Origin of the sequence: Halomarinibacterium sedimenti (assembly GCF_019312585.1) — a bacterium.
Classification (GTDB): domain Bacteria; phylum Bacteroidota; class Bacteroidia; order Flavobacteriales; family Flavobacteriaceae; genus Halomarinibacterium; species Halomarinibacterium sedimenti.
In genome coordinates this window covers 888,565-906,280 of the sequence record NZ_JAHWDP010000001.1, presented here as the reverse complement: position 1 = coordinate 906,280, position 17,716 = coordinate 888,565, and the positions used below count along the sequence as shown (strand labels likewise).

Below are 17,716 nucleotides of genomic sequence, written 5' to 3'. Positions count from 1 at the left end.
ACCGTCACTAAAAAAAGTGGTGGTGTTTCTTTTTTCATTATATTTAAGTAACTCAAAACCATCACCTATGAACTCAACATTTACCAAAATTCTTCGCGTTGTTTTAGCACTTATCCTTATTATTTTTGGATTAAATAAGTTTATCGATTTTAGTTTTATGCCACTTCCACAGCTTCCCGAAGGAGCTAACTTTATGAGTTCACTTTCTGCATCAGGTTATGTGTTGCCGCTTATTGGAGTTTTAGAGATTTTCATTGGGCTGTTATTGTTATTCAAAAAATGGGTTCCTTTTGCGTTGCTTGTATTAGTACCTATTTCCTTAAACGTACTTTTGTTTCATCTTTTTTTAGACATCCCTCGCGTTTTGCCAGCCATTATTATTGTCTCTATCAATGCGATTTTAATTTATAAATACTGGAAATCCTATAGACCACTTTTTCAATAGATGGTTAAGACTATCATTTTAACACTTTAACACCTTTTATTTAGTATTTTTACAAGGTTAAAAATCTTGTAAATGAAATACTTTGTGTCTTTATTTGCAGCTATTTTACTTATAAGCTGCCAAAACGAAATTGAAAAAAAACCTATTGTTGTGTCTTACCCTGTTACAGATAAAGTAGATTCGGTCGACGTTTATTTTGATACCCAAGTTTCAGACCCCTTTAGATGGTTGGAGGACGATATGAGCTCGCAAACAGAAGCTTGGGTAAAAGCTCAAAATAAGGTAACCTTTGGTTATTTGGATACTATTCCATTTAGAAATGAATTAAAAGAACGCCTTTCTAGCCTTTGGAATTATGAAAAAGTAACAGCTCCTTTTAAAGAAGGGGATTACACATACTTTTTTAAAAATGACGGGTTACAAAACCAATACGTAGTTTATCGTTATAAAACCAACGAAGATCCAAGCACCGCTCAAGTATTTTTAGATCCAAATAAATTTAAAGAAGATGGTACTATTTCTCTAGGCAACCTAAGCTTTTCACGAAACGGAAAAATTGCCGCTTACAGTATTTCGGAAGGTGGAAGTGATTGGAGAAAAGTATTAGTCATGGATGCCGAAACGAAAGAAATTGTTGAAGATACCCTAGTCGATATTAAGTTTAGCAGTCTTTCCTGGAAAGGAAATGAAGGATTTTATTATTCAAGTTATGAAAAGCCTAAAGGAAGTGAGCTTTCAGCAAAAACAGATCAACATAAACTTTACTACCATAAATTAGGAACACCTCAAAAAAGTGATAAGCTCATATTTGGAGGGACCCCTGAAGAAAAACATCGCTATGTAGGTGGTTTTGTTACCGAAGATGATAAATATCTTGTTGTTACAGCAAGTGTTTCTACTTCTGGAAATAAACTATTTATAAAAGATTTAGAAAAACCCAACAGTTCGTTTATAACTATTTTGGATCATACCGATAGTGACACCTACGTTATGGATAATCAAGGTTCAACCTTGTTCCTAAACACCAACCTCAATGCTCCTAATAAAAAAATTGTAAAAGTGGATGTTTCAAATCCAACACCAGAAAATTGGGTAGACGTAATTCCTGAAACTAAAAATGTACTTACCCCCTCAACGGGAGGAAAATACATATTTGCCGAATATATGGTAGATGCCATTTCAAAAGTCTTTCAGTATGACTTCGCTGGAAAACTTATAAGAGAAATTGAATTGCCTGGCCTTGGTAGTGCAGGAGGATTTGGAGCAAAAAAGGATGAAACAGAACTATACTATTCGTTCACCAATTATACTACCCCTGGAAGTATCTACAAATACAATATGGAAACTGGGAAATCTGAATTATACCGAAAACCAAAAATCGATTTCAATTCAGAAAACTATGAAAGCAATCAAGTCTTTTTTACCTCAAAAGATGGTACCAAAGTCCCTATGATTATCACCCATAAAAAAGGTATAAAACTCGATGGTAAAAACCCAACCATTCTTTATGGCTATGGCGGCTTTAATATTAGTATTACTCCCGCTTTTAGCATCCCAAATGCTGTCTGGATGGAACGAGGCGGTATTTACGCTGTTCCAAATATTCGTGGTGGAGGTGAATATGGAAAAGAATGGCATAAAGCAGGCACAAAAATGCAAAAGCAAAATGTTTTTGATGATTTTATAGCGGCTGCCGAATATTTAATTGAAAACAAATACACTTCCAAAGACTATTTAGCTCTTCGTGGGGGGTCTAATGGAGGATTGCTCGTGGGTGCTGTCATGACCCAGCGCCCAGATTTAATGAAGGTAGCTTTACCAGCTGTTGGCGTATTGGACATGTTAAGGTACCATACTTTTACTGCAGGTGCGGGATGGGCGTATGATTATGGAACTGCCGAAGACAGTAAAGAAATGTTTGATTATTTATTGGGATATTCCCCTGTTCACAATGTAGAAAAAGGGGTCGAATACCCTGCCACATTAGTGACTACTGGAGATCACGATGATAGGGTTGTGCCAGCACATAGTTTTAAGTTTGCTGCAACATTGCAAGAAAATCAAGCAGGTAATAATCCGGTATTAATTAGAATTGAAACGGATGCAGGACATGGTGCTGGAACACCAATTCATAAAACTATTGAGCAGTACGCAGATATTTTTGGTTTTACGCTTTATAATATGGGTTATGAAGTCCTTCCAGAAAAAGTAAATACTGGAATTAAGGAATAATAAAAATCATTTTATTGCAAAAGGTTGTCGCGTTAAGCAAATTTGAAACGTAGTTGACAACCTTTTTCATTTTATAAAACAGTATGCTTCAAGTAGCAATAAACTCTTTTTCATACGCTGATAAAGAAATTCTATCGGACATTTCCTTTTCGTTAGAAAAAGGGGAGCATTTATCAGTTTTAGGAGAAAGTGGTTGCGGAAAATCTACTTTATTACACATCATTTACGGACTACTTCATTTAGAAAAAGGCACCTTATATTGGGAAGATAAACAGCTTCTAGGCCCCAATTTCAATTTAGTCCCAGGGGAAGATTCTATGAAATTGGTCGCTCAAGAATTTAAGGTCATGCCTTTTATTTCAGTGGCTGAAAATATTGCGACCCATCTTTCAAGGCTGGATTTAAAAAGTGATAGAAAAAGAGTAAATGAGCTATTAGAGGTAGTTGAAATGGAATCTTTTCCTGAAACTATGGTGAAAAACCTTAGCGGCGGTCAAAAACAACGTGTAGCGCTTGCAAAAGCGCTTGCAAAGGAACCTCAACTACTATTGCTTGATGAGCCCTTCAGTAATATTGATACTTTCAGAAAAAATACATTACGTAGAAAGCTTTTTGGGTATTTAAAAGAAAATAATATCGCTTGTATTACAGCAACCCATGATGCCGAAGAGGCTTTAGCTTTTTCGGATAAAATATTGCTTTTAAAGGACGGAAAGATTGAAAAGCTAGACACTCCTGAAAATATTTATAACGCCCTAGACAATGTGTATCAAGCTGGTTTTTTTGGAGAAGTTTCCATAGTTCCTTCTGGAATTTTGTCGAATGAAGAACTTATCTTACTTCCTAATCAATTACAACTTTCAGAAAATGAAACAGAATTTAAGGTACTTATTCAGAAAAACTATTTTAAAGGGAAAAATTACTTAATACAAACCAAATTTGGAGACCATTTAATTTTCTTTGAAAACCAGAATCCTATCAAATTAAATATAGAAGTTTACTTACAACTAAGAAACCAATAATACTTTGTATTCTTGATTGTTAAAAGTAAAAGTATCTTCCCTTTTCTTCCCCAATAATCCTTGTCCCATTGGAGAATTTAGCGCCACACATAGATAAGACTTCTTATTTAAGTCAACAGCTCCTATAGAAAGGCTTATAAAATAGGTAGCTTTATCTGTCTTTACCAAACTTCCTAAACGCACGTAATCTGATTTTGAATTAATATCTATTTTTTTAAGAATGGACATTAACACCTCAACCTCCTGCAATTGTTTTGATGTGTTTTCTCGTTCAATATCAAGCATGGCACGTCCCGTTTCATGTTTGTCCCCTGCAGTACTCTTGCTTTCTTCTAGTAACGACTCTTTTATATCTTCTAAAACCTGTTTAATTTTTTGATAGCGGTTTTCAACCTTCTCGGCACAAATTTTAAATAACGCCTCTTTAATTTCTTTTGCCGTCATCCTCCTTAGATTGTTTTAAAGTAAATGTACCATAATTTTGCATTTGTCGAACCAACCATTGTTTTCTATTTTCAATATAGTTTGAACTATTGGATGCCTTATATTTTCTAGGATTTGGAAGTATCACAGCAATAGATGCTGCTTGATATCTAGTTAATTTTTTAGCACTTTTTTTGAACCAATATTGCGAGGCGGCTTCGGCTCCATAGATTCCATTACCCATTTCAATACTGTTGAGATATACTTCTAAAATTCGTTCTTTACTCCAAAGGGTTTCGATTAGAAATGTAAAATACGTCTCCAATCCTTTGCGCAACCAACTTCTATTTGGCCATAGAAAAACATTCTTTGCCGTTTGTTGCGAAATGGTGCTACCTCCTTTTATTCGCCTTCCTTTTTGATTGTTTTTATATGCTTTTTGAATGGCTTCATAATCAAATCCTTTATGATATAAAAAATTTTGATCTTCGGCAGAAATGACTGCGAGTTGTAGCTCAGTAGAGATTTCTTCTATAGGTACCCAATCATGTTTTGTTTCAAAATCACCTTCGGCTTCCAAAGAGCGAATAGCCATTAAAGGAGTATAAGGTACTGGCACCCATTTGTAAATTACTACCCATAAGATACTAAGTCCCAAAAACCATAAAATGGATTTCCAAATGAATTTAAATACCTTTTTTATCATCTTAAGTCTGTGCTATAGTTGCTAACTCGCTACCCACCAAACTACCAATAGCTACGCCCATTCCTCCTAATCTAACACCGCAATACACATTGTCCTCTATCTTCTTAACGATAGGTTTTTTTTGTGATCCAACACCCATAATCCCACTCCAACGCTGTTCCACTTCAAACGGAATGTTTGGGATAATGGTAGTACGTAATAAATCCTCTAATCTATTTTGAATAAGGGAAGTCAATTCCAAACTAGTGGTAGTTTCTCCTATAATGTCTAAATTCCTTCCACCTCCCAAAAGGATTCTATCGTCTATATTTCTGAAATAATAATAGCCTCTATCCAAATGAAAAGTCCCTTTAATATGAAGATTTTTTATGGGTTTAGTAATAAGCACTTGGGCTCTGGCTGGTTTCAAATCTTGAGTATTTATAAGCTGATTTGCAAAACCATTTGTAGCAATACATAGCTTTTTTGTCGAAATTTCTCCAAATTGCTCAAAATTCATTACTATTTGATCATTTTTTGATAAAAATGACTCAATTCTGAACGAATTTACTATAAAAACACCCTTATTTATACATTTTTGAATAAGCGCTTGCATCATTTTGCCGGTATCTAACTGCCCTTCAAATCGATTAAAAATAAGCGTTTTTTGAACTTTTTTGAACGAAAATGTGTTATTTTTAATAGAAAACACGTCATTTTCGTTAAAAATAGTTTTTTTTAGTAAATTATTAATGTAAGGCAATTTTGAAAGGCAATTTTCATATAAATTTTCATCCTCAAGGGTGAAAAGTTCATAGCCTCCGTGTCGCTGAAAATCGATTTTTTTATCGCCTAGATTCTTCCGAAGCAACTCTAACCCCCTCACTCTTTTCTTAACCAATTCAACCACCTCATCTTCAGAATGTGTTTTTAAATCTTCAATAATTTCGGACAAGCTTCCAAAACATGCAAAGCCAGCATTTTTGGTACTAGCCCCGTTAGGTAAGGTGCCTCTTTCAAAAACAACAATTTTGGCATTAGGATGCCTCTCACGAAGGGATAGCGCACAACTTAACCCAACTATTCCACTTCCAATGATGGCGTAGTCAATGTTTTGAAACCAAGTTTTATATTCCCAATAAGATAGATTCAATAGCTAGAGTTTGGTTAAAAAAATACCCATTTCAAAGATATTACTTTTTGAAATGGGTATATTCTAAATTTAAGTGCTATAAATTTATTGTTCTTCTGGTGTATTCATTTTCCAGGTATTCATAAACGCTGTGGTATAATTTCCTGAAACATACGCAGGATCATCCATTAATTGTCTATGAAAGGGAATGGTGGTTTTTACACCTTCAATGACAAATTCGTCAAGAGCTCTTTTCATTTTATTAATTGCCTCATCTCTTGTTTGCGCAGTTGTAATTAGCTTCGCAATCATTGAGTCATAATTTGGCGGTATCACATAGCCAGCATATACATGAGTATCTAATCGCACTCCATGACCTCCTGGCGCATGTAAAACGGTTATTTTTCCAGGGGAAGGTCTAAACCCGTTATAAGGATCTTCGGCATTAATTCTACATTCTATAGAATGAAGCTGTGGCAAATAATTCTTCCCTGAAATTGGAATCCCAGCAGCTACCAAAATTTGCTCTCTAATTAAATCGTGATCTACCACTTGTTCGGTAATAGGATGCTCAACTTGAATACGAGTATTCATTTCCATAAAATAGAAATTGCGGTGTTTATCTACCAAAAATTCGATGGTTCCTGCGCCTTCATAATTGATATATTCCGCAGCTTTCACAGCCGCTTTACCCATATCATCTCTAAGCTTTTTAGTCATAAATGGACTTGGCGTCTCCTCTGTTAATTTTTGATGACGACGCTGAATTGAGCAATCTCTTTCACTTAAATGACAAGCCTTTCCGGTGCTATCTCCAACAATTTGTATTTCGATATGACGGGGCTCTTCAATAAGCTTTTCCATATACATGTCATCATTTCCAAAAGCAGCTTTACTTTCTTGTCTCGCAGATTCCCAAGCGGCTAGTAAATCTTCTTCTTTCCAAACACCTCGCATCCCTTTTCCTCCTCCACCTGCACTAGCTTTTAACATCACAGGATATCCCGTTTCTTTAGCTACTTTTTTACAGGTCTCAAAATCAGGAATTATACCATCACTTCCAGGAACACAAGGTACCCCAGCTTCTTTCATGGTAGCTTTAGCGGTGGCTTTGTCTCCCATTTTTTGGATCATATCTGCAGAGGCACCAATAAATTTAATGCCATGTTCCTCACATATTTTTGAAAACTTAGCATTTTCAGACAAGAATCCATATCCAGGATGAATGGCATCGGCATTAGTAATTTCAGCAGCGGCTATGATGTTTGAAATTTTTAAATAGCTTTCGCTACTTGGTGGTGGTCCTATACAAACGGCTTCATCTGCAAAACGTACGTGAAGGCTTTCTGCATCTGCAGTAGAATACACCGCAACTGTTTTAATTCCCATCTCCTTACAAGTCCTTATAACTCGTAAGGCAATTTCACCTCTATTGGCTATTAATATTTTTTTAAACATAGTTTGCTAATTTTCAAATCTCCGTCACCAAATTTCCAATTGAAAAGAATTTGATTATTGGGATTTGGGATTTGACAATTAAGATGGGTCTATAAGGAATAAGGGTTGATCAAACTCTACTGGAGATGAATCCTCCACTAAAACTTTCACAATTTTTCCTGAAACTTCACTTTCAATTTCATTAAACAATTTCATTGCTTCAATAACACAAAGAACATCGCCTACTGACACCATATCACCCACTTCCTTAAATACAGGTTTATCTGGAGAAGGTTTTCTGTAAAAAGTACCAATAATTGGAGACTTTACAGTTATATATTTTGAACTCTCATCTGCCGGTGCGGCAGCTTCCTTAACAGGAGCTGGTGTACTTTCTGCCTGTGGTTGCGCTATAGTCGGTTGCGCTTGTTGCTGAATTGGCGCTGGTATATGCTGAATATAAGTAGGTTCATCATTTTCGTGTCCAGTTCTAATGGTGATTTTAACATCTTCCATTTCAAGTTTCACTTCGCTAGCTCCAGATTTTGCTACAAACTTGATTAGATTTTGAATGTCTTTTAAGTCCATATTGTTATTTGTTTAATTGGTCGTTTATTTTTTTTATGAATTGTATGCCCATTTAACATAGACAGCTCCCCAAGTAAATCCTCCTCCAAAAGCAGCAAAAATTAAATTATCTCCCTTTTTTAAATGCTTTTCATAGTCATGGAGGCATAGAGGTAACGTTGCGGAGGTTGTGTTTCCATATTTATGGATATTCATCATTACTTTTTCTTCTGGGAGTTCCATTCTATTGGCCGCTGCATCAATAATCCGTTTGTTTGCCTGGTGTGGTACCAACCAATTTACATCCTTCCCCTCTAAATTATTTTTTTCCATGACTTTCGCACATACATCTGCCATATTGGAAACCGCAAACTTAAATACTGTTTTCCCATCTTGAAAAACATAATGTTGCTTGTTTGTGACAGTTTCAATGGATGCAGGAAGTAAAGAACCTCCAGCGTCTATTTTAAGGTGTGCTCTTCCTATTCCGTCGGACCGCAGATGTTCATCAATTAATCCTAGCCCTTCGGTATTAGGTTCAAAAAGAACAGCTCCTCCTCCATCTCCAAAAATAATACATGTAGTTCTGTCTTCGTAATCTATAATGGAGGACATTTTATCTGCTCCAATTAAAAGTACTTTTTTGTATTTCCCCGATTCAATATATCTGGCGGCAGTAGACATTCCATATAAAAAACTGGAACACGCTGCCACTAGGTCAAAAGAAAAAGCGTTTACGGCTCCAATTTTACTCGCAACGTAAACGCCTGTTGCCGCTACGGGCATATCTGGTGTGGCCGTCGCCATAATCACCAAATCTATATCTTTTGGGTTAGTATTACTTTTCTTAAGAAGGTCTTCTGCGGCTTTTATGGCTAGATAAGAGGTTCCTTTGTCTTTATCTTTTAAAATTCTGCGTTCTTTAATACCTGTTCTAGCGGTAATCCATTCATCGTTGGTATCTACCATGGTTTCCAGTATCTGGTTGGAAAGTACATAGTCTGGGACGTATCCTCCCACAGCGGTAATGGCTGCAGTGATTTTAGACATATAGATTTGTATTAAAATTCACAAAAAAGGCCAAAAAGCAATAAATAAGACTGAAAAATACTAATTTTTAATCAAAAATGATCAAAAAAAGCACCTTTTTAAATTATTAGAAAGAAAATAAAAAACCCTCACGATCAATTAATAGATTGTGAGAGTTTTTAGTTTTTTATATAAACTACTTATGCTTCTACTGATTCTACTGCGTCAATAACCACTTGCCCTTTGTAATATAATTTTCCTTCGTGCCAATGAGCTCTATGGAAAAGATGTGCCTCTCCTGTAGTAGGATCTGTAGCAATTTGTGGTGACGTGGCCTTGTAATGTGTTCTTCTTTTATCTCTTCTTGTTTTCGAGATTTTTCTTTTAGGATGTGCCATTACTCAATTCTATTTATCTGTTAATAATTTTTTTAAGTTGTCCCAACGGGGATCTATATCTGTTTCTTCTGAAATGTCTTTGCCTTTAGGGCTTAATTCTTCTAATTTTTCGAGTATATCCGATTTTAATGTTCCGTCTTTTACTCCCGGATGGATTCTTTTTGATGGTAAAGCAAGAACAATAGATTCATATATATATTGCTGAATATTTACTTGATAGCTTCCGTGAGGAAGGATAAGTAAATCTTCGTTTTCATCATTAAACTCCTCGCCAAACTTTACTACAAAATGATAATTGCCTGATACTTCTTGATTAAAAGGTTCATTCGTTAAATCACAATTAACCTTTACAAACCCAGAAAAATCAAGAGTAAATTCCAAAAGTGTAGTTTTCTTATCGAGAACCGCTTCTAATGAAATGTTTACATCATTAAACTCATCATACTCAAAATGTTCAAAGAACGTGTTCCTTATTTCAAAAGTAAAGATGTGTTTCCCCAATTTCAACCCCACAAAAGGGATTGCAAATTCTTTCATTTCATTCATTTTCACATCTATATTTAAACATTTGCCTTCCAAAAAAGGCGGTCGCAAAGATAAAAAATATTTCTATTTGCTTATCCTTTTTAAAAATTCTTTTTTGAATATTCTTTTTTTGCAGTAACTTTTAATGGATTTTGGGCATATAATTGATATTCTTCCCTGTTTTTATAAATTTGAATGGCCGCAAAAACAGCTTCTTTAAAAGAAGATTCATTGGCTTGATTCTTTCCTGCAATTTCGTAAGCTGTTCCGTGGTCTGGAGAAGTTCTAATTTTGCTTAACCCCGCTGTATAGTTAACTCCTTGACCAAAAGCTAGCGTTTTAAATGGAATAAGCCCTTGGTCGTGATAAGAAGCTACTACTGCATCAAAGCTTTTATAGTTTCCTGATCCAAAAAAGCTATCTGCAGCATAAGGTCCTAACACAATTTTCCCGTTATTTCTAATATTTTCTATAGTTGGTCTTAAAACAGTGTCATCCTCGTCGCCAATTACCCCATTATCCCCCGTATGTGGGTTAATTCCCAAAACAGCAATTTTTGGTTTTATAATACCAAAGTCTTCAATTAATGTTTTGTTGATGGTATTAATCTTTTTTTCAATGAGTTCTCTTGTAATAGTTCCTGGAACATCCTTAACGGCAACATGGTCTGTAAGTAACCCAATTTTTAATTCTTCAGAAATCATAAACATAAGGCTGTTGCCGCCCAATTCTTTTGCTAAATAATCTGTATGTCCTGGAAAACTAAACGATTTTGATTGTACATTACTTTTATTAATGGGAGCAGTGACTAATACATCAATTTTGTCGTTCTTAAGCGCCTCAACTGAAGCTTTCAAGGATGTAATTGCAAATTCTCCTGCTTTAGCTTCTTCTTTTCCAAAATTTACTTCGATTGGTTCTTTCCAAACATTTAAAACATTAATTTTTTTATGGATAACATCTTCAATTTTATCAATGCCATGAAAATTAATTTCCATGTCATATTCCTTTTTAAAAAAAGACATCAGCTTAACTGAAGCAAATACTACAGGAGTACAAAATTCAAGCATTCTACTATCTTGAAAGGTTTTTAATATGACCTCACTCCCAATCCCGTTATAGTCACCAATGGAAATTCCAACAATTATTTTTTCATTTTTACCCATAAACAAATACTCCTTGTTACTTTTGTGCTACAAATGTAATTAATTGAAAGCATGTTTACAGGTATTGTAGAAACGATTGGTAAAATAGTTTTACTGGAAAAAGAAAATAACAATCTCCACATTACTATTGAAAGCAATTTTACAAATGAGCTTAAAATAGATCAAAGTGTAGCGCACAATGGTGTTTGTTTAACTGTCGTTAATATTGAAAATGACTATTACACTGTTACTGCCATTAAGGAAACACTGGACAAAAGTAATTTAGGACAACTAGTTGAAGGAGATATTGTAAATCTAGAAAGAGCTATGAAACTCGGCGAACGACTTGATGGTCACATAGTGCAAGGTCATGTGGATCAAACTGCTGTTTGCACTTCTATGGAAGAAACTAATGGTAGCTGGTCATTCACTTTTGAATACCAACAGAACTTGGAAAATATTACTATTGAAAAGGGATCAATAACGGTAAACGGTGTGAGCTTGACTGTTGTAAATTCCAAAAAAAATTCTTTCAGTGTAGCTATCATTCCCTATACTTATGAAAATACAAGTTTTAAAATGCTAAAAGTTGGTAGCATCGTAAACTTAGAATTTGATGTAATTGGGAAATACGTAAGTAGAATTATGAATGCGTATCGCTAACCCTTTTGTTCTTTATAATTAGGTATACACCATAAACTAATCCCGCAATAAGAAGTAAGTAAACACTACCATCAATGGGTAAATCTACTGGTGTTCTTTGAGCTGGAGGTGGTGGGCCTGAAGATGCAGTCGAAGACTGCCCAAGCATAGAAATGCCATTCATTAAGAATAGCAATAGGGTTAATATAGTTACGATTTGGGGTCGCATATTCAGGGGCTAAAGTAATAATTTTTTTTAAACAACAAACAAAAAAGCTTGTTATCAACCATTTATTAACCAAAATTTAATTAAAAAATTGCATTTTGGGTAATGTTTATTTATTCTATTTAATCCTTTTAAACTATAAGTGGTCCCACTTGGGCTCGAACCAAGGACCCCCTGATTATGAGTCAGGTGCTCTAACCAGCTGAGCTATGGGACCAAAAACAAGTTGCAAATGTAAAACACTTTAAGTTATACTGCAAAACAAATTTAGCTATTGTTCCTTTCTTGACAAAGCTCAATTAACACACCGCCTGTGCTTTTTGGGTGTAAAAAAACAACCCATTTATTATCTGCTCCTTTTTTTGGCTCTTCATTCAGGATAGTAAATCCTTCCTTTTTAAGTCTTTCAACTTCTTTCTTAATATTATCTACGGAAAAAGCTATGTGGTGGATTCCTTCTCCTTTTTTTTCAATAAATTTTGCTATCGGACTCTCCTCATTGGTTGCCTCTAATAGTTCTATTTTATTTTCACCACTTTTAAAAAAAGAGGTTATAACTCCTTCACTCTCTACGGCTTCTGTTTTGTAATGAGTATATCCTAAAAGGCTTTCGTATAATTTATTTGCTTGTTCAATATCCTTTACTGCAATGCCAAGGTGCTCTATTTTATTCATATTTAGTTTTTTCACTTTTTCAAAAGTAATAAATTAACTGCCCATCCTATTAAATGTACTATTTTTGCACTATGGTAGAAAGTAATAGACAAAAAAAAATTGCTGGGGTTTTACAAAAAGACCTTGCTAGCGTGCTTCAAGAATTCCTAAGAAATAGTGGACAAACAGGCATAATTGTTTCGGTGTCTAAAGTTTCTGTAACAGTTGACCTATCCTTAGCAAAGGTTTACGTAAGTGTTTTCCCTCCTGAAAAAGGAAATGCCATGGTAAAGGAATTAAACGTTCTAAAACCAAAAATAAAGCATCAAATCGCACAACTTACAAAACATCAATTGCGAAAAATGCCAGATCTTACTTTTTATAACGATGATTCTCTTGAATACATCGAACAAATTGAAAAAGCGGTGAAAGGAGAGGCTAACCCAATCAAAGATCCTAATCTATTACCCAAAAGGAAGAAAAATTAATTTGTGAACTACCCGCTCTACATCGCAAAGCGTTATTTGTTTTCAAAGAGTAATAAAAATGCTGTAAACATTATTTCTAGAATTGCCATTATTGCTGTTATCCTAGGTGCTATGGCATTATTTATAGTGCTTTCTGGATTTTCTGGTCTAAAAGAGTTTGCGCTTCAGTTTACCAATATGTTTGATAGTGATTTAAAAGTAATTCCTGCAAAGGGAAAAACACTTCAAATCACCGAGGAACAGTTTATAAAAATTCAGAAAATTGAAGGAATTGAAGCCGTTTCAAAAACTATAGAAGAACGAATTTTTATTCGTTATGAGGGTAAAAATCATATTGCATTCATCAAAGGAGTCGATGAAAATTATTCAAAAGTTACACCTGTTGATAGTCTACTTCTAGTGGGTGATTGGTTGATTCCAAATCAGAATGAAGTGGTGATTGGTTTCGGTATTTCGGCTAAATTATCTATCCCACCAAGAGATTATGGTAAGTTAATTGAAGTGTATGTGCCAAAACCAGGAACAGGTCAAATAAATGTTCTAGATCCAACTTCTGCCTTTAATTCTGAAAGGGTGGTGGCTTCTGGTATTTATGAAATTAATGATGAATTAAATGGAAAATACCTTTTTTCGGATATTGATTTTGCAAGAAATCTACTAGGACTTGATAGTACAAAAGTTTCATTCCTAGAGTTTAAATTAAATCCCTCAGCTCAAGAGGATAAAGTAAAAGCAGGCATTTCAGGAATTTTTCCTGAAGAAATTATCATTAAAAATAGATTTCAGCAAAACGATGCTTTGTATAAAATGCTGAATTCTGAAAATCTCTTTACGTACCTTTTTGTGAGTCTTATTGCAGCGATAGCCATTTTTAATCTTGCAGGAACGATTATTATGATTATTCTTGAAAAAAGAGGAAATATTAAAACACTATACTTTTTAGGTTTAACACTAAAGGAAATTAGAAAAGTATTCTTTTACAATGGTCTTTTAATGACACTTATAGGAGTGTTTATTGGTCTTTTTTTAGGAAGCGTATTGGTGTTATTACAAATACAATATGGCTTTGTTCCTATTACTGAATCCTTGCCCTATCCAGTGAAATTTAATATAATAAACCTCTTGATTGTATTTTTAACTATCACGTTATTAGGAGGAATGGCTTCCAAAATAGCATCGTTACGAGTTTCCAATCGGTTGCTTTCTTAGACAAATTGGAAGTCTCCAAATTTTTCCAAAACTTCATCAAAAGCTTCAAAAACGGAAGCAGAGTCATCGCTGGTGACCATTTTCATTCGATATTCTTTAAAGTCTGGAATCCCTTTAAAGTAATTGGTATAATGACGGCGGGTTTCAAAAACACCTAATTTTTCCCCTTTCCAATCAATAGCCATTTGGAGGTGTCTTTTGGCAGCATAAACTCTTTCTTCCATGGTGGGCGGCGCAAGGTGTTCTCCAGTTTTAAAATAATGTTTCACCTCACTAAAAAACCAAGGGTAACCAATACTAGCTCTTCCTATCATTGCTCCATCAAGTCCGTATTTATCCCGCATCTCCATGGCTCTTTCTGGTGAATTTACATCGCCATTACCAAAAACAGGGATGTGCATTCGGGAGTTATTTTTTACTTCTGCAATAGGTGCCCAATCGGCATCACCTTTATACATTTGAGCACGTGTTCTTCCATGAATAGAAATTGCTTGACAACCTACATCTTGCAGTCTTTCGGCAACCTCAACAATCTTAATGGAATCGTAATCCCAGCCCAATCTCGTTTTTACTGTTATAGGAAGCTTCGTGTGTTTCACCATGGCTTCCGTAAGCGATACCATTAAATCTATATCTTTTAAAATGCCAGCACCAGCGCCTTTGGATACCACTTTTTTAACTGGGCATCCAAAGTTTATATCAATCATATCGGGACCGCTTGCCTCAACAATCTCAACACTTTGAAGCATCGAATCGAGAACCGCACCAAATATTTGAATGCCCACTGGGCGCTCTTTTTCATAAATATCAAGTTTCATTACACTTTTTGCGGCATCACGAATAAGACCTTCCGAAGAAATAAACTCAGTGAATACCACATCTGCACCTTGTTCCTTACAAAGTGCACGAAAAGGTGGATCGCTTACATCCTCCATAGGAGCAAGAAGCAAGGGAAAATCTCCAACGTCTATGTTACCAATTTTGGCCATGGGTGCAAAAATAGTGAATTTCTTGTGGATAAATTATTGTAGACGGTCGCCTTCTTTTGTGCTAATGGTTTTCTTGTTTTCGCGAAGACTGTAGTTTCCGAAATTGTATTTAAATCCAATCCAAAACTTTCTAGATTCGGGTCTCGCAAAATAGGAGTTGTCCTGATTTAAATACCTAGAAGAAACTCGCACATTATTGGTTTGAAAAATATCATCCACTCCTGCTGAAATGCTAGCGCTCCTATTCCAGAATGACTTTCTAAATGAAATGGAAAGATCAAAAATATTTTTATAATCTAAAGAACCTGAAATTAGGTTTGAAATATAACGCGCGGATACATCCGATGTAAATCCTCCTTTTTGAGAAAGTGTAATTTGGCTATAGGCTTGAGCAAAAAACCCGAGGGTATGATTTTGGGCTCTTTCTTGAGAACTTTCAACAGCAAAGAATTCATTCTCCAAATAATAGGTTGAAGTCACAAAACTTGCATACCAAAAATTACCAATTGGAGCAGAGTAAACCACATCAAAACTGTATTGAAAAAAGTCAATTAAATTAGCGTCAAGCTGTCTAAAAGTAAAGGTTTCGTTGTTCTGAAAATTTAATATTTCTAAAGAATTTTCGATGGTTTGATAATACAATTCAAAAAACCACTTCCCTTTGTGGGTATAGCTTAAGGTAACTTTATCTTCTATAGAAGGCACTAAATTTGGGTTTCCTTCATTAAAATTATTTTCATTTAAAAAATATCGAAAAGGATTCAAACTTTGGTACCTTGGCCTTTCAATTTTTCTAGCATAATTTACGCCAAAAGAATTGTTTGAATCCAACTGATATTCCACTGATGCTGAAGGAAACAACTTAAAATATTCCTGTGTATTTAAACTACCTAAAGACACAGAAATTCCTTTTACATCAGTATACTCAGCTCTAGTTCCAAGGCTTATATTCCATTTTTCGAAGCCTTTATCAAAACTAAAATAGCCAGCAAATATGGATTCTTCATAGGTAAATTTATCTGAAAGTGAAGGATTTAAAACCATGCTTCCATTTACAAGATTGAAATAATCCAAGCCTGTATTGGTGTCAATATTGGAATATTTTAACCCTGTTTCAAGAGTTCCTTCAAAAAGACCTGTGCTTATATCTAGATATCCAGTGGCAATTTTAGTGTCTTGCGTTGCATTTGTTTCAAATTGAATACTTTTTATAAAATCTCCATTCGGAAGAAAATAATCACTTTTCAATTCTTGAGACTGATCGCTGGTGTACGTTATATAATTTCCGCCAATAGTGAGCGCTCCTCCATTCTCGTTTATTTTTGTTTTATAGTCTGTGCCCAACGCAATATTGGTAACATCTGTATCCATTAAGCTTTTCGTAAAAAAGGTAGAGTCCAGTTGTCGTTGTGCGTTAAAAATGGCCGTGTTTTGATGGTTTTTATACTCCTTATTAGGTGACACAAAAATATTTGCTGTTACGTTAAGAGCGTTCCTATCGTCAAAATCAATGTCAGCCACAAAATTACCTTGATGCCCATAGCTTCTTGTAATTCTATTAAAATCGCTTTCCCAGATGGTGCTAGTGGTTGTTTCGTCTGCCTCAAAAAACCGGATATAAGAATCTTGATCCTTATTTTCCTTTCTAGGACTGAAGCTATAACTGCCATATAGGTTTAACCAATTATTCTTGTAAAAATGGCTAGTCCCAAAAGTATATTTAGAAAAAATTGCCTGTTCGTAAGTACTGCTGATTGAGCCTTTATAGCCTGGAGTTAGATTCTTTGAAGTAATAATATTTAACACCGTCCCAGATTCTGCGTCAAACTGAGACGACGGATTTGTTATAACCTCTACTTGCTTTACAACAGAGGCGTCTAAATTTTGAAGAAAAGAAACTGTTTCGGAAGCAGAAAGATATACCCTCCTCCCATTAATGTAAATAGTTGTAGGCTGATTCTTAATAGAAATATTCCCCCCAAGAACCAACACCCCTGGTGTTTTAGATAACAAATTCAACGAATTACCCGTGGAAAGTGATGAGTTTTCAACATTAAACACCAACATTCCCGCCGTTTTTTGAATCGTTGGTCTTTTGGCCGTCACAACGGCTTCACCTAATTGTTCAGCATCTTCTTCAATTTGTATGGTGTTTAAAGAAATATTTTCAGAAATAGATATAGGCAAAGTCTTTGTTTTAAAACCAATCATGCTTATTTCGAGCGTATACTCTCCTTGAGAAATTGACTCTAATTTAAAATTTCCTTTTTCATCTGAAGCAGTTCCGGTAAAAGGTTCTGATTCGGCTTTTTGATATAAAACCACATTTACAAATGAAATAGGGGAATTATTTTCATCGACGATAATGCCCGTAAGTGTATGATTTTGGGCTGTTATCAAAGTCCAAAAGGATAGAAAGTATATAAGAATGTACGTTCGCATGTCTTTTTAATATTCTACAAAAGAAA

At 34.9% G+C, this 17,716-nt stretch carries 19 protein-coding genes and 1 tRNA gene; 6 read left to right on the top strand and 14 right to left on the bottom strand.

Annotated features, from left to right (window positions below):
* Nucleotides 1-67: 67 nt before the first annotated feature.
* The 3 genes from KXJ69_RS04320 to KXJ69_RS04310 all read left to right on the top strand — a co-directional run bounded on the left by KXJ69_RS04320 (nt 68) and on the right by KXJ69_RS04310 (nt 3,699).
* Nucleotides 68-445, top strand: coding sequence for a DoxX family membrane protein (locus KXJ69_RS04320; RefSeq protein ID WP_219051630.1), 378 nt, complete (start codon nt 68-70; stop codon nt 443-445).
* Nucleotides 446-517: 72 nt separating this feature from the next.
* Nucleotides 518-2,677: a prolyl oligopeptidase family serine peptidase gene (locus KXJ69_RS04315; RefSeq protein ID WP_219051628.1), complete on the top strand. Its 2,160-nt coding sequence runs from the start codon at nt 518-520 to the stop codon at nt 2,675-2,677.
* 83 nt (nt 2,678-2,760) lie between these two features.
* Nucleotides 2,761-3,699: an ABC transporter ATP-binding protein gene (locus tag KXJ69_RS04310; RefSeq protein WP_219051626.1), complete on the top strand. Its 939-nt coding sequence runs from the start codon at nt 2,761-2,763 to the stop codon at nt 3,697-3,699.
* On the opposite strand, the gene KXJ69_RS04305 is transcribed toward KXJ69_RS04310, so the two are convergent.
* The 9 genes from KXJ69_RS04305 to pdxA all read right to left on the bottom strand — a co-directional run bounded on the left by KXJ69_RS04305 (nt 3,685) and on the right by pdxA (nt 11,061).
* A complete protein-coding gene (locus tag KXJ69_RS04305) occupies nt 3,685-4,143 on the bottom strand; it encodes a 3-oxoacyl-ACP synthase (RefSeq protein WP_219051624.1) in 459 nt (152 codons plus the stop codon). The genes KXJ69_RS04310 and KXJ69_RS04305 overlap by 15 nt on opposite strands.
* Nucleotides 4,124-4,828: a monofunctional biosynthetic peptidoglycan transglycosylase gene (mtgA, locus tag KXJ69_RS04300; RefSeq protein WP_219051622.1), complete on the bottom strand. Its 705-nt coding sequence runs from the start codon at nt 4,826-4,828 to the stop codon at nt 4,124-4,126. The genes KXJ69_RS04305 and mtgA overlap by 20 nt, the downstream gene beginning before the upstream one ends.
* A 1-nt stretch (nt 4,829) precedes the next feature.
* On the bottom strand, nt 4,830-5,960 hold the full coding sequence (locus tag KXJ69_RS04295) for an NAD(P)/FAD-dependent oxidoreductase (RefSeq protein WP_219051620.1): 1,131 nt from the start codon (nt 5,958-5,960) through the stop codon (nt 4,830-4,832).
* A gap of 84 nt (nt 5,961-6,044) precedes the next feature.
* Nucleotides 6,045-7,397, bottom strand: coding sequence for an acetyl-CoA carboxylase biotin carboxylase subunit (gene accC, locus KXJ69_RS04290; RefSeq protein ID WP_219051618.1), 1,353 nt, complete (start codon nt 7,395-7,397; stop codon nt 6,045-6,047).
* 78 nt (nt 7,398-7,475) lie between these two features.
* Nucleotides 7,476-7,964, bottom strand: coding sequence for an acetyl-CoA carboxylase biotin carboxyl carrier protein (gene accB / locus KXJ69_RS04285; RefSeq protein ID WP_219051616.1), 489 nt, complete (start codon nt 7,962-7,964; stop codon nt 7,476-7,478).
* A 33-nt stretch (nt 7,965-7,997) separates the two neighbouring features.
* Nucleotides 7,998-8,993, bottom strand: a complete 996-nt coding sequence (locus KXJ69_RS04280; protein ID WP_219051614.1) for a beta-ketoacyl-ACP synthase III — start codon at nt 8,991-8,993, stop codon at nt 7,998-8,000.
* 179 nt (nt 8,994-9,172) lie between these two features.
* The gene (gene rpmF / locus KXJ69_RS04275) at nt 9,173-9,370 is read right to left on the bottom strand and encodes a 50S ribosomal protein L32 (RefSeq protein ID WP_219051612.1); all 198 of its coding nucleotides are present in this window, start codon (nt 9,368-9,370) and stop codon (nt 9,173-9,175) included.
* Nucleotides 9,371-9,379: 9 nt separating this feature from the next.
* Nucleotides 9,380-9,916, bottom strand: coding sequence for a YceD family protein (locus KXJ69_RS04270; RefSeq protein WP_219051610.1), 537 nt, complete (start codon nt 9,914-9,916; stop codon nt 9,380-9,382).
* An 80-nt stretch (nt 9,917-9,996) separates the two neighbouring features.
* Entirely contained in the window at nt 9,997-11,061 is a 1,065-nt protein-coding gene (pdxA, locus tag KXJ69_RS04265; protein ID WP_219051608.1) for a 4-hydroxythreonine-4-phosphate dehydrogenase PdxA, read from the bottom strand.
* Nucleotides 11,062-11,112: 51 nt separating this feature from the next.
* Between pdxA and KXJ69_RS04260 the strand changes: the two genes are divergently transcribed.
* Nucleotides 11,113-11,703, top strand: a complete 591-nt coding sequence (locus KXJ69_RS04260) for a riboflavin synthase (RefSeq protein WP_219051606.1) — start codon at nt 11,113-11,115, stop codon at nt 11,701-11,703.
* On the opposite strand, the gene KXJ69_RS04255 is transcribed toward KXJ69_RS04260, so the two are convergent.
* The 3 genes from KXJ69_RS04255 to mce form a co-directional block, all read right to left on the bottom strand.
* Nucleotides 11,684-11,911 carry an Fjoh_0651 family PID-CTERM protein gene (locus KXJ69_RS04255; RefSeq protein WP_255571189.1) on the bottom strand — a complete coding sequence of 76 codons (228 nt, stop codon included), beginning with the start codon at nt 11,909-11,911 and terminating at the stop codon, nt 11,684-11,686. The genes KXJ69_RS04260 and KXJ69_RS04255 overlap by 20 nt on opposite strands.
* A 140-nt stretch (nt 11,912-12,051) precedes the next feature.
* Nucleotides 12,052-12,125, bottom strand: a tRNA-Ile gene (locus KXJ69_RS04250).
* A gap of 50 nt (nt 12,126-12,175) precedes the next feature.
* Nucleotides 12,176-12,583 carry a methylmalonyl-CoA epimerase gene (mce, locus tag KXJ69_RS04245; RefSeq protein ID WP_219051604.1) on the bottom strand — a complete coding sequence of 136 codons (408 nt, stop codon included), beginning with the start codon at nt 12,581-12,583 and terminating at the stop codon, nt 12,176-12,178.
* 53 nt (nt 12,584-12,636) lie between these two features.
* Between mce and rbfA the strand changes: the two genes are divergently transcribed.
* Nucleotides 12,637-13,050 carry a 30S ribosome-binding factor RbfA gene (rbfA, locus tag KXJ69_RS04240; RefSeq protein ID WP_255571188.1) on the top strand — a complete coding sequence of 138 codons (414 nt, stop codon included), beginning with the start codon at nt 12,637-12,639 and terminating at the stop codon, nt 13,048-13,050.
* A 3-nt stretch (nt 13,051-13,053) separates the two neighbouring features.
* Nucleotides 13,054-14,259: an ABC transporter permease gene (locus KXJ69_RS04235; protein ID WP_219051602.1), complete on the top strand. Its 1,206-nt coding sequence runs from the start codon at nt 13,054-13,056 to the stop codon at nt 14,257-14,259.
* On the opposite strand, the gene dusB is transcribed toward KXJ69_RS04235, so the two are convergent.
* Both dusB and KXJ69_RS04225 read right to left on the bottom strand, forming a co-directional pair.
* Complete coding sequence (dusB, locus tag KXJ69_RS04230) at nt 14,256-15,248, bottom strand: tRNA dihydrouridine synthase DusB (protein ID WP_219051600.1); 993 nt, start codon at nt 15,246-15,248, stop codon at nt 14,256-14,258. The two genes, KXJ69_RS04235 and dusB, sit on opposite strands and share 4 nt — an antisense overlap.
* Nucleotides 15,249-15,281: 33 nt before the next feature.
* A complete protein-coding gene (locus KXJ69_RS04225; protein WP_219051598.1) occupies nt 15,282-17,648 on the bottom strand; it encodes an outer membrane beta-barrel family protein in 2,367 nt (788 codons plus the stop codon).
* Nucleotides 17,649-17,716: the final 68 nt, after the last annotated feature.

Excerpts from the sequence above, each read along its gene's own strand:
- KXJ69_RS04320 (WP_219051630.1), top strand. The coding sequence starts at position 68 with ATGAACTCAACATTTACCAAAATTCTTCGCGTTGTTTTAGCACTTATC.
- KXJ69_RS04315 (WP_219051628.1), top strand. The coding sequence starts at position 518 with ATGAAATACTTTGTGTCTTTATTTGCAGCTATTTTACTTATAAGCTGC.
- KXJ69_RS04310 (WP_219051626.1), top strand. The coding sequence starts at position 2,761 with ATGCTTCAAGTAGCAATAAACTCTTTTTCATACGCTGATAAAGAAATT.
- KXJ69_RS04305 (WP_219051624.1), bottom strand. The coding sequence starts at position 4,143 with ATGACGGCAAAAGAAATTAAAGAGGCGTTATTTAAAATTTGTGCCGAG.
- mtgA (WP_219051622.1), bottom strand. The coding sequence starts at position 4,828 with ATGATAAAAAAGGTATTTAAATTCATTTGGAAATCCATTTTATGGTTT.
- accC (WP_219051618.1), bottom strand. The coding sequence starts at position 7,397 with ATGTTTAAAAAAATATTAATAGCCAATAGAGGTGAAATTGCCTTACGA.
- accB (WP_219051616.1), bottom strand. The coding sequence starts at position 7,964 with ATGGACTTAAAAGACATTCAAAATCTAATCAAGTTTGTAGCAAAATCT.
- KXJ69_RS04280 (WP_219051614.1), bottom strand. The coding sequence starts at position 8,993 with ATGTCTAAAATCACTGCAGCCATTACCGCTGTGGGAGGATACGTCCCA.
- rpmF (WP_219051612.1), bottom strand. The coding sequence starts at position 9,370 with ATGGCACATCCTAAAAGAAAAATCTCGAAAACAAGAAGAGATAAAAGA.
- KXJ69_RS04270 (WP_219051610.1), bottom strand. The coding sequence starts at position 9,916 with ATGAATGAAATGAAAGAATTTGCAATCCCTTTTGTGGGGTTGAAATTG.
- pdxA (WP_219051608.1), bottom strand. The coding sequence starts at position 11,061 with ATGGGTAAAAATGAAAAAATAATTGTTGGAATTTCCATTGGTGACTAT.
- KXJ69_RS04260 (WP_219051606.1), top strand. The coding sequence starts at position 11,113 with ATGTTTACAGGTATTGTAGAAACGATTGGTAAAATAGTTTTACTGGAA.
- KXJ69_RS04255 (WP_255571189.1), bottom strand. The coding sequence starts at position 11,911 with ATGCGACCCCAAATCGTAACTATATTAACCCTATTGCTATTCTTAATG.
- mce (WP_219051604.1), bottom strand. The coding sequence starts at position 12,583 with ATGAATAAAATAGAGCACCTTGGCATTGCAGTAAAGGATATTGAACAA.
- rbfA (WP_255571188.1), top strand. The coding sequence starts at position 12,637 with ATGTACTATTTTTGCACTATGGTAGAAAGTAATAGACAAAAAAAAATT.
- dusB (WP_219051600.1), bottom strand. The coding sequence starts at position 15,248 with ATGGCCAAAATTGGTAACATAGACGTTGGAGATTTTCCCTTGCTTCTT.